A 15,754-nucleotide genomic window follows, 5' to 3' on the forward strand; every position below is an offset into this window, starting at 1 on the left:
TGATAAATACAGGGGATGTTTCTATTGAAAGTAACGATTAAAGATATAGCTAAAAAAGCCGGCGTATCTCCAAGCGCTGTATCCTTAGTACTAAATAACAGACCATGTCGTATTTCACAACAAAAAAAAGATGAAATTAAACAGATTGCCAAGGAATTAAATTATACAGCAAATCAAATCGCGAGAAGTCTTGTTACGAAACAAACAAAAACATTAGGTTTAATTATTCCGGATATAGAAAATATCTTCTTTTCGTCACTGGCAAAACATATTGAAATAGAATGTCGAAAACATGGATATGCCTTAATCATCCTTCATTCCGATAATAACGATCAACACGATTTAGAATTATTAGACTTACTCGTATCCCGATCTGTTGAAGGAATTTTTTTAATTCCAGGAAGTGAAGCCTCCAAGTATAAAGAAGCTCTTATAAATAAATTGAAGCAGATTCCTATTCCTTATATCTTGTTAGACCGTGTATATCCAGAGTTTTCATGTGATAAAGCCTGGTTTGACAATGAATACGGTGCCTACCTTGCTGTTAAACATATGTTAGAAAAAGGGCATCGTAATATTGGTTGTATTGTTAGTACTAACTTTTATAATGGACAGCTAAGATTAAATGGATACATTCGTGCTTTAAAAGAATATCATATTCCGATTAAGCAGAATTATATCGTCAAAGGTGACTATAAAAAAGAAAGTGGCTATTTCGCAGGAAAAAAATTAATGCAAGAAGATCTTACTGCCATCTTTGTTACGAACGATATGATGGCACTCGGGGTAATCAATAGCATTTATGAGCAAAACAAACAAGTACCCAACGACTATTCTATCGTTAGCTATGACAATACGATTTATCCATATATATTTGGTATTGAACTTACATCTGTTAAGCAAGATGTTAAAAAATTAAGCAGCAGCGCTTTTGAACTTTTATATAAAAAAATCACTGGATCTGTCGGCACTGAAAAGGAAATATGTTTACAACCTGAATTAATTGTTAGAAATAGTGTAAAAGCATTAAATCATTAATTTTATCTGTGACTGATCCTTACGTTTGTTATTTGAAAATCGTTATGTGTTGGTCGAAGCTTTCCTTGTCATAGAAAAACCGCGATCCGTTGGTCGAAGTTTTTTCTTATTTTTGAAAAAGAAGAAACACTTTTCTGTATGCGGTGTATTGCTGTCGAAGCAAACTCTGTTCTTGAGTTCTTAAAAAACAAATCACTTTTTCTGCATACGAGCCTTAATTAAGAAGACTTTCTTGTCCTGTTGCAACGAGTTTCTAGATCGACAGCTTTAAAACAAAATCGCTTTTTTTCTTGTCCTATACCCCAAATAAGTCGGACATTTGGGAGCCGTTACCTTCTACTTAAACTTCTTCGCATTCTCTCTTGAAATAAGAGACTTACGGCACGAGATATAGGATAAGACTTGTTCATATAAACGAGAGCTAGATCTTTTTATCTGGAAAAATTAGCTGGAACCTGCTACAACAAGAATCTTTCATCAGCATAGTATGAAAACTCTGACAATAATCTCAGAATCCTTTACAATCCATGCTAAATATAGATACAATAGTAACTAACTTGAAGAGAGGAATGGTGAAAGGTTATGAGTCATGAAGATTGCATTTTTTGTAAAATTATTAATCAGGAAATCCCTTCAGCAAAAGTGTATGAGGATGAACATGTATATGCTTTTTTAGACATTAGTCAAGTAACGAAAGGTCATACGTTAGTTATTCCTAAAACACATGTAAAAAACATTTATGAAACTCCACCTGAAGTTGCTGCTTCGTTATTTGAAAGAATACCTAAAATTGCGAATGCAATTAAAGCAGCCTATCAACCGATTGGAATGAATCTACTTAATAATAACGAAAAGCCTGCAGATCAATCTGTATTTCATTTACATATCCATCTGCTTCCACGATATGGGAAAAATGATGGCTTTTCTTCCAATTGGAAAGTTCATATGGATGACTACACTGCTGAAGATTTGCAAAAAATGGCAAGCACCATTAACCAAGCGATCAGCAATTAATGAATAAACAAGACCAGTTAAAGTGTGTGTTTAAAAAAGAGTATACAGGGGTTAAAACAGTTTCATTTCGACTAGGGGAATTAAATTTATGTCGACAATTTTGAACTTCTTCTTAAATGAAACTTTTTATTTAGACCTATGTTTGTTATAATGAAAATATATATCTGCAACTGACAACAAGTGTACAGTTGGGAAAATAATGAGTTGAGAAAAGCTTGAGTAGAGGAGAGTATACAAATGAATATAAGAGTATTAGTTATTTTGTCGCTATTCGTAGGTATTGGGGCTGTGTTACATGCTATTGTACCACCGATTATTTTTGGGGTTAAACCTGATATGCTGCTTTCGATGATGTTTTTGGGAATTCTTCTATTTCCCAAAGTAAAATATGTGGTAATACTTTCTATTGCTACTGGAATCATATCCGCTTTAACTACTTCAGCTCCAGGAGGACAAATAGCTAATCTTATTGATAAGCCGATTACAGCAATGCTTTTTCTAATTTTAGCTATCATCATTAAGAAATCAATGAGCCCTACTATTCGTGCAGCAGTTCTAACTGCAATTGGAACATTGATTTCAGGAGCAATCTTTTTAAGTGTTGTCTTATATTTAATCGGCATCATGGATGGCTCATTCTTAGCTATGTTTAGCATGGCTGTATTACCAGCTGCACTGCTGAACACACTTATTATAGCTGTTGTCTTTCCTATTACACAAAGGATTTTAAAAAGAGCACCACAGCTAATTAGTACGTGATGATAAAATCCTCTGGCATAAAGTTTGTCGGAGGATTTTTTACAATCATACAGTTGCCAGACCATCTTTAATACTTGCTATAAAGGTATATAATAAGTAAGAAAGGAGCGAATATAAATGGCTAATGCAAAATCTCTATTTTTGGGAATAGCAGTTGGAGGTGTCGTTAGTGCGACGGTCACTCTACTTAGCACTCCTTCTTCTGGACAAAACTTCCGAAATCAAATGAAGGATAGAACCTTAGAATTGAAAAAAATGCTTCTAAGTTTAAAACAGGACGGGTTGCGCTTAAAACAACAAATTCAAGAAACCTCTCAAGAAGGCGTTGCATTAATTAAAGAGCTTACTCAAGATATGAAGAAATCAGTAACAGAGTGGAAAACAACTGTAGAACCCCACCAAAAAAACATTCATCAGTATTTGGAACAAATTGAGTCAAGTTTAAAGGACTTAGAAGATAAAGTTAAAAAACAATAAAAGATGGGAAGCTTTCTCAATTGGGAAAGCTTTTTAATTTACATAAATAATTATCCAATACACGTGCTTCATATATGAGAGTGTAAAAAGTTTTGTGTAAATGGATATACTTTCCAATAAGGAGATGATCATTTATGCAAGACTTTTTTCATGACAAAACCATTAAAGATTTGGTAAAAGAATGTCGTACTGTAGAAGATGTACAAGAGATGATGAAGCTTTTATTTAAAGATACCATTCAACGGGTATTTGAAGCTGAATTAGAGGATGAACTGGGTTATCAGAAACATAGTACCACTGGCAATAACACTGGAAATAGCCGAAATGGGTATAGTAAGAAAACGGTAAAATCTAAATACGGGGATACCGAATTGAATATTCCAAGAGACCGAAATGGTGACTATGAACCAAAGATTATTAAGAAGTATGAAACGACTATCAATGGAATAGAAGACCAAATACTGGGACTTTATGCAAAGGGGATGTCAACAAGAGATATCGAAAGCCAAATGCAGGATTTATATGGGCTTGATATTTCTCCGACCATGGTTAGTAAAGTAACCGATAAGATTATGCCTCTCGTCAAAGAGTGGCAATCACGCCCTCTTCATCGGGTTTATCCAATTGTTTATTTGGACGCAATCCACTTTAAAGTACGAGATGGAAATAGGATTGTAAATAAAGCTGCATACAGTGTTTTAGGAATTAATATGGATGGTAAAAGAGATACTCGGCATTTGGATAGGAGAAAATGAAAGTGCTAGTTTTTGGTTGGGCGTATGCACAGATCTTAAAAATAGAGGTGTAGAAGATATTTTAATTGCATGTAAGGACGGGCTTTCAGGCTTTTCAGAGGCAATTAGTTCTGCGTTTCCTAAAACAGAAATACAGCTATGCGTCATCCATCAGATACGCAATTCCATGAAATATGTCTCCTATAAGGAACAAAAAGAGGTAATGAAGGATTTAAAGAAAGTCTATCAAGCATTAACCTTAGAAGAAGCCGAACTGGCCTTCACTGCTTTCAAAGAAAAGTGGGAAAAAAAGCATCCTATTATTATTCGATCCTGGGAACAAAACTGGTTGGAATTAACCGCCTATTTCAGTTACCCTAGGGAAATTAGAAGAATTATATACACGACGAACATTATTGAAGGGTATCATAGACAACTTAGAAAAGTCACAAAAACAAAATCTGCTTTCCCGTCTGATGATGCATTAAGAAAAATGATATATTTGGCAACCATGGATATTACTAAAAAATGGACTATGCCAGTACAAGGATGGAAAGAATGTATATCACAGCTAGCCATTCATTTTGGAGAACGTCTAGAAACCGAACTTGCATTATAACTGTAGTTTGGTTCCGGCTTGACATGGAGCCTCTGCGGGCGTGATGAATTGGCGATGGAGATACCTTTAAAGAACAAAGCTATCGCCAACGAAAAAGCGAGCGTATCACGCCCGCTTCTCCACGTAAAGCCTGTATATTTTATTGTGTGCAATTCCCATTTACACAAAATAGTTTATACTCCCTCATATATAAAAACGAGCTCCGTTTCGGAACTCGTTTTTCCTTACTTATTTTGCTTGCAAATCTTCAATGGAATCTATTTCCATATAATCTGGTACTACTAATCCAATTTTAGCTCCATTCAAGTTCTCTCCCATATCCACAAACTGATCTTCAAATTTCTCATAAAAATCTTTGTGTGTCATTGGCATCCAAGCCGCTAATGTAGCATCAGCATCCCCATTTGCAACTGCTTCAAATACAACAGCAACATCTACAGGGGTAATTGTTACTTTAAACCCTTTTTGCCGAAGAACCTCAGCTACGACGTTTGCCGAAGCAAGCTCTGAATCCCAAGGAGTTGTAACAAGCTCCAGTTTTTCACCATCGACATCTTCAACGCCTTCAATCCATGCTTTTATTTTATCCGGATTATCTTTCACCCATTGTTTTGCTACTTCTGCTACTTCCTCTCCAGTTTCTGAAGCCTCATACATAATACTTTCCATATCTTCGACTTCCCAGTTAAACTGGTCAATTAGCTTATAAGCGTTTGGCTTTTCTTCCTTTAAACCCTTTCGAGCTAGTGATTTAATCACTTCCACATCCCCATAAATGCCTTTTGGATCTTCTAGATATTTCAAATTATCAAATTTAGCAAACTTCCAATGAGGATTCCAGCCTGTTACAATTATCGGCTCCTCGTTAGTTATTGCTTCTTCTAACTCAGTAACCATAGCCGCAGTAGATGATTGTTCTAATTCCCAGCCTGATAGACTCTCATATTCCTCAATTGCTTTTTCTGTTGTTACGGTAATCCCTGCTCCTGGTTCTATCCCAGTTATTGTATAATCTACTTCTTCGCTATAATTGTTTTCACCACTCGACTCAGCAGACTTACTATCCCTTTTCTTGTTATCATCGGCACTACAGCCAACAAGCATCATGAATAAAAAGACTATTCCGAATAAAAACAACGATTTCTCCCACTTTTTACTAGTCATAATAACACACCTTATTATTGTTTTAGAAATAAAGCTGATACAGATTTGTATCAGCTTTTGCCAAAAGTTTAATTATCAAATCATCTTTTTAGAAATCTATTACTCTACGTTTTTTGTCCATTCCTTCACTTTATCTTGATTGTCTTCCACCCATTTAGCTGCAGCGTCTTCAGGAGAAGCACCATTAGAAATTTCTAGCATGACAGATTCCATATCGTCTGTTGTCCATTTAAATTGATCAAGTATTTTGTATGCTTCAGGCATATCCTCTTCTAATCCTTCACGAACCATTGTTTCAATCGTTTCTTCTTCACCAAATGTCCCCTTTGGATCTTCTAAATACTTCAAGTCATATTTGGCAAACTTCCAATGTGGAGTCCATCCAGTTACAATGATCTCCTCTTCTTTTTCTATTGCTGAACCTAATTCAGTTGCCATTGCGCCACTTGATGACGTTTGAACTGTCCAGTCTTTTAGATTATCATAATCTTTAAGTGCTTGTTCACTTGCAGCAACCACTCCTGCACCAGGTTCGATTCCAGTAATCACTTGATCTGCTTGCTTATCTAAATCTTCAATGCTAGTTACATCCATATAATCCGGAACAACTAAACCAATTTTGGCACCTTCTAAGTTTTCTCCCAGTTCAACTACTTGATCGCCATATTGTTCATATTGACTCTTGTGCGTTGCAGGTAACCAAGCAGCTACCATACCGTCAGCTTCTCCCTTAGCTACAGACTCCCACATTACAGCATTGTCTAACGGAGTTAATTTTACATCATAGCCTTGATCTTCCAGAACTTTACCAATTACATGTGTAGAAGCTATTTCAGAGTCCCATTCTACATAAACTAACTCTATTTCTTTTGACTTTTTATCTCCTGAACCTTCTCCGGATTTTGATTTTGATGATTCATCATCCGATCCACACCCAGCTGCAAAAAGTGCTAATAAAAGTCCTGCAACTAAACCCAAATGTTTCCAATTCCATTTAAACAATATAAATCTCTCCTTATTTTTTCATTTTAAATAAGAAAACTTTTCTTATGAAAAGATACCAACCTAGTAATTAATTAATTATTTCTTTCTTTATTCATATTTTGCGTAATTCGATCCATAATGATAGCTAAAATTACAATTGCAATTCCTGCAACAAATCCAGCACCTGCTTCTGCACGTTGTAATGCAGAAAGGACATCTCTACCTAATCCGGGAGCTCCAATCATGGATGCGATAACTACCATAGACAATGCTAACATAACTGTTTGGTTAATGCCTGCCATAATCGTTGGTCTCGCCATTGGCAGCTCAACCTTAAATAACTTCTGCGCACCTGTACTACCAAATGCTTCTGAAGCCTCTACTAATTCAGCAGACACTTGACGTATGCCCAGATTGGTAAATCGAACTGTTGGTGGTGTAGCGAAAATTAAAGATGCAAAGACCCCAGGAACCATGCCAATTCCAAAAAAGGCAACTGCAGGAATTAAATATACAAACGCAGGCATTGTCTGCATAAAATCCAAAATTGGAGTTATAATGGCAGATGCTATATTACTTTTTGACATTATGATTCCGATTGGCACTCCAATAATAACGGATAAAATACTAGCTAATAATACTAAAGTGAACGTATTAATAAGCTGTTCCCATAATCCTTGATTATAAATTAGCCATAAGCCCACGATTGAAAATGCGGCTAAACCGAATTTTTTGCCGGTGATGAAAAACGCAATTACTGCTACGATAAGAATTACAATTAACGGGGGAATTGCCATTAACGATTCTGAAGTAAAATCCATAAAGCTTTCAAACTGTTCTTTGATAGGATCGAATAAGAAGGAAAATGTGCTTGTAATCCAATCAGTAACTTTGTCTGTTCCTTCTGCAAGTTCTATTTTGGGGATCATATCCAATATATTATTCAACATCTAAATTCACCTCATTAACACTGGATAGGGCAGCAATGACTGCACCTCTCACAATAATTCCTACTAATCTTTCATTTTCTACTACAGCAACTGGAATGGGTGAATTATAGATGAGATCAAAAATCTCATGCATGGATGTATCTTTGCCTACAATCGGAATATCGTTTTGCAGAATTTCTTGTAAATTGGTTATTTCTTTTTTCACTGCTCTTGAAGCACTATCTGCAGAAATATATCCTTTTAAATTCCGTTGACTATCAACAACAAAAATACTTGACAATCCTTCTTCACGCATTCGTTCTAAAGCAACCCTTGGCCCATGCTTTTCTATATTGACCGTCTCTGGACGTTTCATAATATGTTGTGCAGTTAATACTTTAGAACGATCTACGTCCTCAACAAACTTTTGAACATAGTCATTCTCTGGATTGACTAAAATTTCTTCAGGTGTACCAATTTGTACAATATTTCCATCCTTCATCAGTGCAATCCGATCACCAATTCGTAGAGCTTCATCAAGATCATGGGTAATAAAAATAATTGTTTTCTGCATTTTTCCTTGTAAATCCAACAACTCATCTTGCATTTCTTTACGAATTAATGGATCCAATGCAGAAAAAGCCTCATCCATTAAAAGAATCTCTGGATCATTTGCTAATGCACGAGCAAGCCCTACTCGTTGCTGCATTCCCCCAGATAACTGATTTGGCTTTTGATGTAAATAATCGCCTAATCCAACTAACTTTAGTGCTTTTTCAGCTTTTTTCCGTCGTTCCTCTTTATCTACTTTTTGAATTTCTAATCCATACTCTGCATTTTGCAGAATAGTTCTATGTGGAAACAGACCAAAATTTTGAAACACCATACTCATTTTTTTTCTACGCACATTACGTAATGCACGTTTGTCCATTTTCATTATGTCTTCTCCATCAATTAATACGGTGCCTTCTGTTGGCTCAATTAAACGATTAAGCAGTCGCACAAGGGTAGATTTACCACTTCCTGATAATCCCATAATAACAAAAACCTCTCCTTGTTCGACAGAAAAAGAAGCACGATTAACTCCAACAGTGTTCCCTGTTTCTTTTAGTATTTCTTCTTTTGTCAAACCCTTATCCAGTAACTTTGTAACTTGCTTTGGATTTTTACCAAATATTTTTGATAAATTTTTTGCTTCTATGATCGGCACATCTTTCACCTCATTTTTCAGTTTCAGCTACGATTACATCGACCTAATACTTTTTAATCATAGCTAATCCATATCAAAGCCTTTAAAAAATTTGAATCATGGATTCATAGATTTTCAAAAGCTCCGAACAAAAACATTTACTTTATTACTATAACGATTTTATTTATTCAACACAAACTTTAAATACTTTAAGTTTTGTACATATTTTTTATACAGTTAATACTGAACAAAAAATATGTACTATATACTCTGTATAACTCCCAAATACTCCAGTATGCTACTAGATAAGTAAGTTTTATTGATTGTAAATTTAGTGTAACCTTGATATATCAAGGCTTTAGGGGGATTTCATGATTAAACCTCAAATCGAATATATTAACAATAAAATTTTATTAGAGCTTACCAAAACAGTGGAAATGTTCGGTTTAACATCAACGGAATCAAGACTTTTTGCATATTTATATTTAGCGGAGCATCCTATGACACTTGATGAGATGGCTGAGGCTTTAGGAAAGAGTAAAACATCTATGAGTACAAGCATACGTTCCCTGGCTGATCAGAATTTAGTAACACGAGTGTGGAAAAAAGGTGTAAGAAAAAGCTTATATAGAGCTCAAACACAACTGTTCAAATCGCTTATGATCTCTCATCTAAATAAATGGATTGATGATGCTAATCAACAAAAACAATCTTTTGAAGAGCTAGAAAAATTATTAAAAGAAATAGCCAACGAACATAATGAAAAGCACCTATCAGAAATAAAGCGGATGCAAGAGCATGTTCAATATCTGATACATTTTCATCAAGAAATAGAGAACATTTTTAGCAAAATAAAACAGGATTAGCAAGCCATTTATACTGACAATGACATCCTTGCTAATCCTTTATATGGTCAATAATTTTTAGAAATTCATCCATTAAAGAAGGATAGTATCCTTCTTTTTTTAATGCAATAATTGTCTTATTTGGCTCTAACTTTTCCGTTAACATTCCAACAAAATGAAGCAATAAGGAAGTAAAATCGAGCAACCCCTCTTCTGATTGCTTTAGATATTGACAGTTAAGATAACTAATTCTGTTCATCAGCTTATTATATTCCTGTTCTGTTAAACCTTTGTCAATGATTAATTTCGTAAATGGATACTTATCAGTATTAATCACTTTAGAAAGTAACTGTAAATGAAAAGCAGCCGTTTCAGCCTTATTACTCATGTTAATCTTCTCGCTCTCCTTCCTCCCTAGGTCTTATCATTATAACATGCATACAGACAATATATTCCATTTAAATTTGATCGACATTTCTCTCTACAGAAGAAGTAGAACAAAAGCTAGAAGCATTCGAGTAGTGGCGTATAAACAGCAGATCTTCTGACGAGATAAAGTGAAACTTCATTCCGTGAAACGCTTTCCACACGGAATGTTAGTTGAACGAATCGGGCATTTAGGTGCCGTTTTCTCTCTCTTCTTCTCCTCCGTGCTCCTTTAATTCTTAGAAGGGAGAGGCTTACGATACCTTACATCTAGGATATAGGGAAACTGCATTCAAGGACTGCTTCTTTCTGAAGACAGTAGATCAAAACTTAAGTTCTCAACTACCTGGAATAACAAAATCATCATCTCTTATTGTCGACCATCCACTAATTGAAAATTTACAGGCATTGTTAACATCACATAAAGCTTTACGTTTCATTAACTTTTGAAGAGATAGCAGTCAACATTTTCATACGAATAAATAATACAACTTCTGGTTATTTTTAAATATTTGTTAACATGGAAAAAAACTTCGCAAAACCTATTGCTTTTTCCAGTTAATTTTACTATGATTCTTGAAGGAAAACAAAAGCTGGAAACGCCTTGATTAGCCCCCACAAACGCTGGAACTCTGACGAGGGCGCTGCCCGGGAGTGAAGCGACCTCCATGGGCTAGGCCTAAAGCTAGATAATGAACAATCAAACTTGATAGTTTCCTAGACGATAAAAATCGTCTAATGATTATGCCTTAAAAGCAAGTATACTTTAGCTACACTTAAAACGTTAAATTTTTTGCGTCATCGAGTAATTTCTATACTGAAATTATGCTTTACTAGCGTATAATTACGTATTTCAATAAAGGAAAAAAGCCTAGTTCAGTTAAGATCGGAAATGTTCTTGAAAATAGCGAAGTATCGTTACCTACCTGTTCTGGTGCAGTCCGATACTAGCAACGTCGTACCGTGCATCGAAATTCGAAACGACATAGATTCAAAAAGCACACTATATGCCAAAGTGAATCTTTAATCAGTGGGGATTTTCTTTTATCCCCACTGATGGTTGATGAACAGAATCGGACATCTGACTTGCAGTTGAGTCCTCCACTTATCCTGGGTTCACCTTGTAGCAGGGAAGTAGAGATCTTACTGCTAGTTACATGCGGGATAAAAAAGACACTAGAAAGAAATTTGCTGCATCTCTTTTACCGGGCTTCTGAACATCCTATAAATAAACTTTAAAAAGGTCTGGAGGAATCAACATGAATTGCTGGAAATCCATTAACCTCACAAAGGAATTCGGCCGTAATCGGTTATTTATTGTGTCGAGCCTAATCGCTTTATCTGCTTTTATCTTTTTATATGTACTAATCTCCATGCTGCAAGGAGCATCAACAAAAGTTAGTGAGGCAGGTATGGTTCCCTTTCTTCTTCTACTTGTGCTTTTGCCAACTATTCATTCGTGCATGCACATTTTACCTTTAATTATGATGAACAAACGAATAAAAATTATTTTCAAACTAAAAAATAAGTGTTTTCCCGTTTTCTACTATTATACGAAATATCATTTAACAAAAAAAGCATATACCTTAGTTGCTATAGCTCCAACCATCTTGTTAATCATCCCCGGAGTCGTAGCAAGTTATTATTTTAACCATTACACAGTCTATATTTTATTACTGACTTCCATTCATATTGGCCTTGCCTTTATGGATCTTTTAAATATCTGTTATTTATGGAGGGCGCCAAAACAATCCTTAATTGAAAATAAGGGCGAGGAAAACGGCTTCGATATTCTTATTCGTGATCATTAAGGATAACATAATTATCCCCGAAGTTCGCTAGTTTTTCTAGTTAGAGCTAGAAAAACTACTATTAAAACGATATCCAGCATGTATAGGCGGACATTCGTTACCTACCCAGCAAAACAGGTCTGATGTTTCTATCAGACCTGTTTTCGTTTCTAAAAAAAACATCTTAAATCATAAAATAGTGAACTACTAGTTTTCAATCTTTCTTGTTTGATTTTGTTGCAACTTAATCAGAGTTTGAGTAATATACAAATATTCTCTGTTCAGATGATTAAACTTTTGCTACAGTATAGAGTATGATATTTTTATAAGGTAAGGAGATAAAGTGAATCTCCAATCAGTCGGGGTTTTCTTTTATCCCCCGATTAGTACCGCAAGGGTATGACCTATAGGTCTCTGAATAGAATCGGACATTTGTAATTCATTGGCAATTGGATCTCCTAGGGTTCACCTCGTAGCATAGAAGTAAAACTAATGCCAGTTATATGCGGGATAAAGAAAACCCTTGTCATTGGTCATTTTTAAATAAATTAGGGGGGAGTTTAATGAATATCATTTTCCTTATTTATGGATTTATTGTATTCCTTATTTTTAATTCATTAACCCATCAATTTTGTGTCAAAATGGAAATGGAAGCACTAAAGCAAGGGAAAATGTTTCGTGTTATTAATGTAATGATTACTATTTTACTCGTCTGTTCTTATTTAAGAGTAACAAATCTGATGGTGTAATAATCTAAGCTAGCTGTAACTTAAACATAAAGATAAATGGACAACCATCAAATCTCCCCTTTTTAGTTAAGGAGATGTTAGTTGCACTTATGCTGAATATTTGTCGAGTCATCCACAACGTAAGACCAGTATACTTTATGTAGAAAATTGATTCCACAATCTTAGCATACATAGAATATGTTACATGTTTTCAAATAAAAGCAATTTTACTTTACTTTTTAAAGCTAGATGAAATAAAGGGACTTATTATCCATGCTGAAAAGATAATCAATTGAAACCCTGATCAGCTAACAGCTAAGACAATATCCTTTAAAAGTCACATTGCTTTAGCTGGAGCTTTCCTTACCCTTGGAAAAGGCCATTACTGTCAAAGCTTTTCTTGTCTTATTACATTGCCGATACTAGCACAACCTATGGATCAAAATTTGGGACAGCGAAATGGATATGTTTAGATCAAAGCTAAAAACAAAACAACTTAAGAAAGGAACCATTTTCTGCAACTACCAATTACAAAATGAAAATTTTTGTATTTTAATTTATAATGAACTATATTTTTTACTTCATAATATGTTATATTTAATGCTAGGGGAGAATTATTGTACAAGCAGATTAGGAGTGTTTATGTATGAAGAAAACAGCAATTGCTGTCACATTAGCTGCAAGTGTACTTGCATTAGGAGCTTGTAGTTCGGATGATGAAGCTGTAGTTAAAACAGATTCAGGAGATGTGACGAAGGAAGAATTTTACGAGGCCTTAAAGGATCGCCATGGAGAAAGTGTCCTACAAGAATTGGTGACCATGGAAGTACTCGGAGATAAGTATGACGTTTCGGATGATGATGTAGATAAAGAAATTAAAAAGATGAAGGATCAGCTTGGTGACCAATACGATGCTGTTATTCAACAACAGTTTGGCAGTGAAGATGCCATGCGAAATATCATCAAAATAAGTCTTCTTCAAGAAGAAGCTATATCTGAAGACGTTAAAATTAAGGAAGATGAAATTAAAGAATTATACGACCGTAAAAATACAGAAATAAAAGCACAGCATATCTTAGTAGAAGATGAAAAAAAAGCCAAAGAAGTTAAGAAAAAGCTGGATGACGGTGGAGACTTTAACAAATTAGCTAAAGAATATTCTACGGATGGTTCTGCAGAAAAAGGTGGAGATCTTGGTTACTTCTCAGCCGGACAAATGGTTCCAGAATTTGAAGATGCTGCTTATAGTATGAAAAAAGGCGAAGTAAGTGATCCAGTAAAATCCCAACACGGGTACCATATTATTAAAGTAAATGACAAGCGAGAGAAAAAGGAAAAACTCGGAAAATATGAAGATGTAAAAGAAGATTTACGTCGTGAATTATTGACACAAAAAATGGACCCGGTAAAAGCACAGGAAAAAATCGATAAAATTCTTCAAGATGCAAATATCGATGTAAAAATTAAAAAATATAAAGATATGTTTAAACAAACAGATGGAAAAGATCAAAAAGATGAGGATGCTAAAGGTTAAACTTGAAACATAATAATAAAGGCTAGCCACGAAATGTGGACTAGCCTTTATTATTATGTTAGCAAGGATATTTAGTTTATTACGGCACCTCATTCACAACAACGTAAAATTTTCACCGTGCATCAGGTATTGTATCTCTTAGAGCTAGTAATGTCTTTTTTATGTTACATCACTTGTTTGTTTTTGCTTTTCAATTCCCTTTCTTTGCGTAAGCGTTCCATATATATTTCTCCTTCTTGCTCAATGAAATGCTCCTCCATTTTCCTTTCGGCACGCATTCCACGAAATGCCATATAGCCGCTAAAAAAGATGAGAATGATCATCATAAATACCCACCATGGCACTCCTAGTATCATTATTTCCGCCTCCTTGTCCTTCTCTTATAAACTATATGAAGACAAGCGAAAAAAAATAACCGTTAAGATAAATCTAGTTGGAGTTGTTTACTTTTATCCGGCAGAAAATGGAATTTACTGAAACTAAAGACAACGTTCTTCAGTTATCTTCTTGTTTTTAAGCAAAGCTATTCTGTGTTCTGTTAGCACTATTTTTCAAATAATGGCTTATAAAAAGCACGATTATCCATTGCAAATAACCGTTCTGTGAAATCGCCAGGCTTTACTTTTTCAAGGGAACGATTTAGCATATTCAATTTGGCATCTAGCATATCAATCAGATGTAAAATCTCTGCTTCACGAACAAGTGGCGGCTTCGGACTACCCCATTCCGCTTTTCCATGGTGACTTAACACTAAATGCTGTAATACAATAACCTCTTCTTCCTCTTCCAGTTGCATTTCATTTGCCATTATCCCGATTTCTTCTACCATCATTGGAATATGACCAAGTAATTTACCTTTTGTCGTATAAGATGTAGAGACAACACCAGATAGTTCCTTTATTTTTCCAATATCATGAAGAATAATACCAGCGTATAACAGATCCTTATTTAGTTCAGGATAAAGCTTATGAATTTCCCTTGCAATGGCAAGCATGCTAACGATGTGATGTGCTAATCCCGAGACGTATTCATGATGATTTTTAGTAGCAGCCGGATATGTTAATAATGCTTCTTGATATTTTTTTACAAATGCACGTACAATTCTTTGCAATGTTGGGTTTTTCATTTCAAAAATAGCTTCTGTTAACCGTTCTATTAATCTTTCTCTTTCTACGGGAGCCTTTTCCACAAAATCCGAGACTTTAACCTGATCCGTTGGCTGAGCTGGACGAATGGAGAATATTTTTAATTGTGCTTTACCTCGAAACTGATTTACTTCACCTGCAACCCAAACAATTTGTTCAGCGATGAATAAAGTTTCATCCTCTTTACTAGCATCCCATAGCTTTGCCTCAATTTCTCCAGTTGCATCACGAAGCATTAACGTAAGAAATGGTTTTCCATTACTTGTTAAACCTTTCGTTGCTTCTCTAATTAATAAAAAGCCTTCATATGTATCACCTATCGAAACATGACCTATCCCTTTTTTAACATCTTGCTTCATCTTCAGTCCATCCCTTCTAC

The 15,754-nt window shown here is 35.0% G+C and carries 15 protein-coding genes and 1 pseudogene; 9 read left to right on the top strand and 7 right to left on the bottom strand.

Annotated elements, in window-relative coordinates; all coding sequences use genetic code 11:
• Positions 1-24 precede the first annotated feature (24 nt).
• The 5 genes and pseudogenes from JNUCC74_RS13255 (at position 25) to JNUCC74_RS13275 (ending at position 4,641) form a co-directional block, all read left to right on the top strand.
• Positions 25-1,038 (top strand): LacI family DNA-binding transcriptional regulator, encoded by a 1,014-nt coding sequence (locus JNUCC74_RS13255; protein WP_454065723.1) that lies wholly within the window; start codon positions 25-27, stop codon positions 1,036-1,038.
• A gap of 582 nt (positions 1,039-1,620) precedes the next feature.
• Positions 1,621-2,052 (top strand): HIT family protein, encoded by a 432-nt coding sequence (locus tag JNUCC74_RS13260; RefSeq protein WP_077317852.1) that lies wholly within the window; start codon positions 1,621-1,623, stop codon positions 2,050-2,052.
• Positions 2,053-2,289: 237 nt separating this feature from the next.
• Positions 2,290-2,811 carry a tryptophan transporter gene (locus JNUCC74_RS13265; protein ID WP_077317853.1) on the top strand — a complete coding sequence of 174 codons (522 nt, stop codon included), beginning with the start codon at positions 2,290-2,292 and terminating at the stop codon, positions 2,809-2,811.
• 117 nt (positions 2,812-2,928) lie between these two features.
• Positions 2,929-3,288: a YtxH domain-containing protein gene (locus JNUCC74_RS13270; protein ID WP_077317854.1), complete on the top strand. Its 360-nt coding sequence runs from the start codon at positions 2,929-2,931 to the stop codon at positions 3,286-3,288.
• Positions 3,289-3,422: 134 nt separating this feature from the next.
• A pseudogene (locus JNUCC74_RS13275) lies at positions 3,423-4,641 on the top strand (IS256 family transposase).
• 228 nt (positions 4,642-4,869) lie between these two features.
• On the opposite strand, the gene JNUCC74_RS13280 reads toward JNUCC74_RS13275, so the two are convergent.
• The 4 genes from JNUCC74_RS13280 to JNUCC74_RS13295 all read right to left on the bottom strand — a co-directional run bounded on the left by JNUCC74_RS13280 (position 4,870) and on the right by JNUCC74_RS13295 (position 8,928).
• Positions 4,870-5,805 carry a glycine betaine ABC transporter substrate-binding protein gene (locus tag JNUCC74_RS13280; protein WP_454065724.1) on the bottom strand — a complete coding sequence of 312 codons (936 nt, stop codon included), beginning with the start codon at positions 5,803-5,805 and terminating at the stop codon, positions 4,870-4,872.
• Between the two features lie 99 nt (positions 5,806-5,904).
• The gene (locus JNUCC74_RS13285) at positions 5,905-6,807 is read right to left on the bottom strand and encodes a glycine betaine ABC transporter substrate-binding protein (RefSeq protein ID WP_077317856.1); all 903 of its coding nucleotides are present in this window, start codon (positions 6,805-6,807) and stop codon (positions 5,905-5,907) included.
• 74 nt (positions 6,808-6,881) lie between these two features.
• Complete coding sequence (locus JNUCC74_RS13290) at positions 6,882-7,739, bottom strand: ABC transporter permease (protein WP_454065725.1); 858 nt, start codon at positions 7,737-7,739, stop codon at positions 6,882-6,884.
• Positions 7,729-8,928 carry a quaternary amine ABC transporter ATP-binding protein gene (locus JNUCC74_RS13295; protein WP_454065726.1) on the bottom strand — a complete coding sequence of 400 codons (1,200 nt, stop codon included), beginning with the start codon at positions 8,926-8,928 and terminating at the stop codon, positions 7,729-7,731. The genes JNUCC74_RS13290 and JNUCC74_RS13295 overlap by 11 nt, the downstream gene beginning before the upstream one ends.
• A 350-nt stretch (positions 8,929-9,278) precedes the next feature.
• On the opposite strand from JNUCC74_RS13295, the gene JNUCC74_RS13300 reads away from it, so the two are divergent.
• Complete coding sequence (locus JNUCC74_RS13300; protein ID WP_077317859.1) at positions 9,279-9,773, top strand: GbsR/MarR family transcriptional regulator; 495 nt, start codon at positions 9,279-9,281, stop codon at positions 9,771-9,773.
• A gap of 31 nt (positions 9,774-9,804) precedes the next feature.
• Here JNUCC74_RS13300 and JNUCC74_RS13305 read toward each other — a convergent pair whose 3' ends face one another.
• A complete protein-coding gene (locus tag JNUCC74_RS13305; protein WP_077317860.1) occupies positions 9,805-10,140 on the bottom strand; it encodes a DUF1878 family protein in 336 nt (111 codons plus the stop codon).
• Between the two features lie 1,297 nt (positions 10,141-11,437).
• On the opposite strand from JNUCC74_RS13305, the gene JNUCC74_RS13310 reads away from it, so the two are divergent.
• From JNUCC74_RS13310 to JNUCC74_RS13320, 3 genes are all read left to right on the top strand, one after another.
• Positions 11,438-11,989 (top strand): DUF3267 domain-containing protein, encoded by a 552-nt coding sequence (locus JNUCC74_RS13310; protein ID WP_077317861.1) that lies wholly within the window; start codon positions 11,438-11,440, stop codon positions 11,987-11,989.
• A gap of 542 nt (positions 11,990-12,531) precedes the next feature.
• Positions 12,532-12,717, top strand: coding sequence for a hypothetical protein (locus JNUCC74_RS13315; protein WP_077317862.1), 186 nt, complete (start codon positions 12,532-12,534; stop codon positions 12,715-12,717).
• 625 nt (positions 12,718-13,342) lie between these two features.
• On the top strand, positions 13,343-14,230 hold the full coding sequence (locus JNUCC74_RS13320; RefSeq protein ID WP_454065727.1) for a peptidylprolyl isomerase: 888 nt from the start codon (positions 13,343-13,345) through the stop codon (positions 14,228-14,230).
• A gap of 164 nt (positions 14,231-14,394) precedes the next feature.
• On the opposite strand, the gene JNUCC74_RS13325 is transcribed toward JNUCC74_RS13320, so the two are convergent.
• Together JNUCC74_RS13325 and yhaM are read right to left on the bottom strand one after the other, a co-directional pair.
• On the bottom strand, positions 14,395-14,586 hold the full coding sequence (locus tag JNUCC74_RS13325; protein ID WP_425445263.1) for a sporulation YhaL family protein: 192 nt from the start codon (positions 14,584-14,586) through the stop codon (positions 14,395-14,397).
• 188 nt (positions 14,587-14,774) lie between these two features.
• Complete coding sequence (gene yhaM, locus JNUCC74_RS13330; RefSeq protein ID WP_454065728.1) at positions 14,775-15,734, bottom strand: 3'-5' exoribonuclease YhaM; 960 nt, start codon at positions 15,732-15,734, stop codon at positions 14,775-14,777.
• Positions 15,735-15,754: the final 20 nt, after the last annotated feature.

The sequence above is a fragment of the Cerasibacillus sp. JNUCC 74 genome (assembly GCF_053667775.1).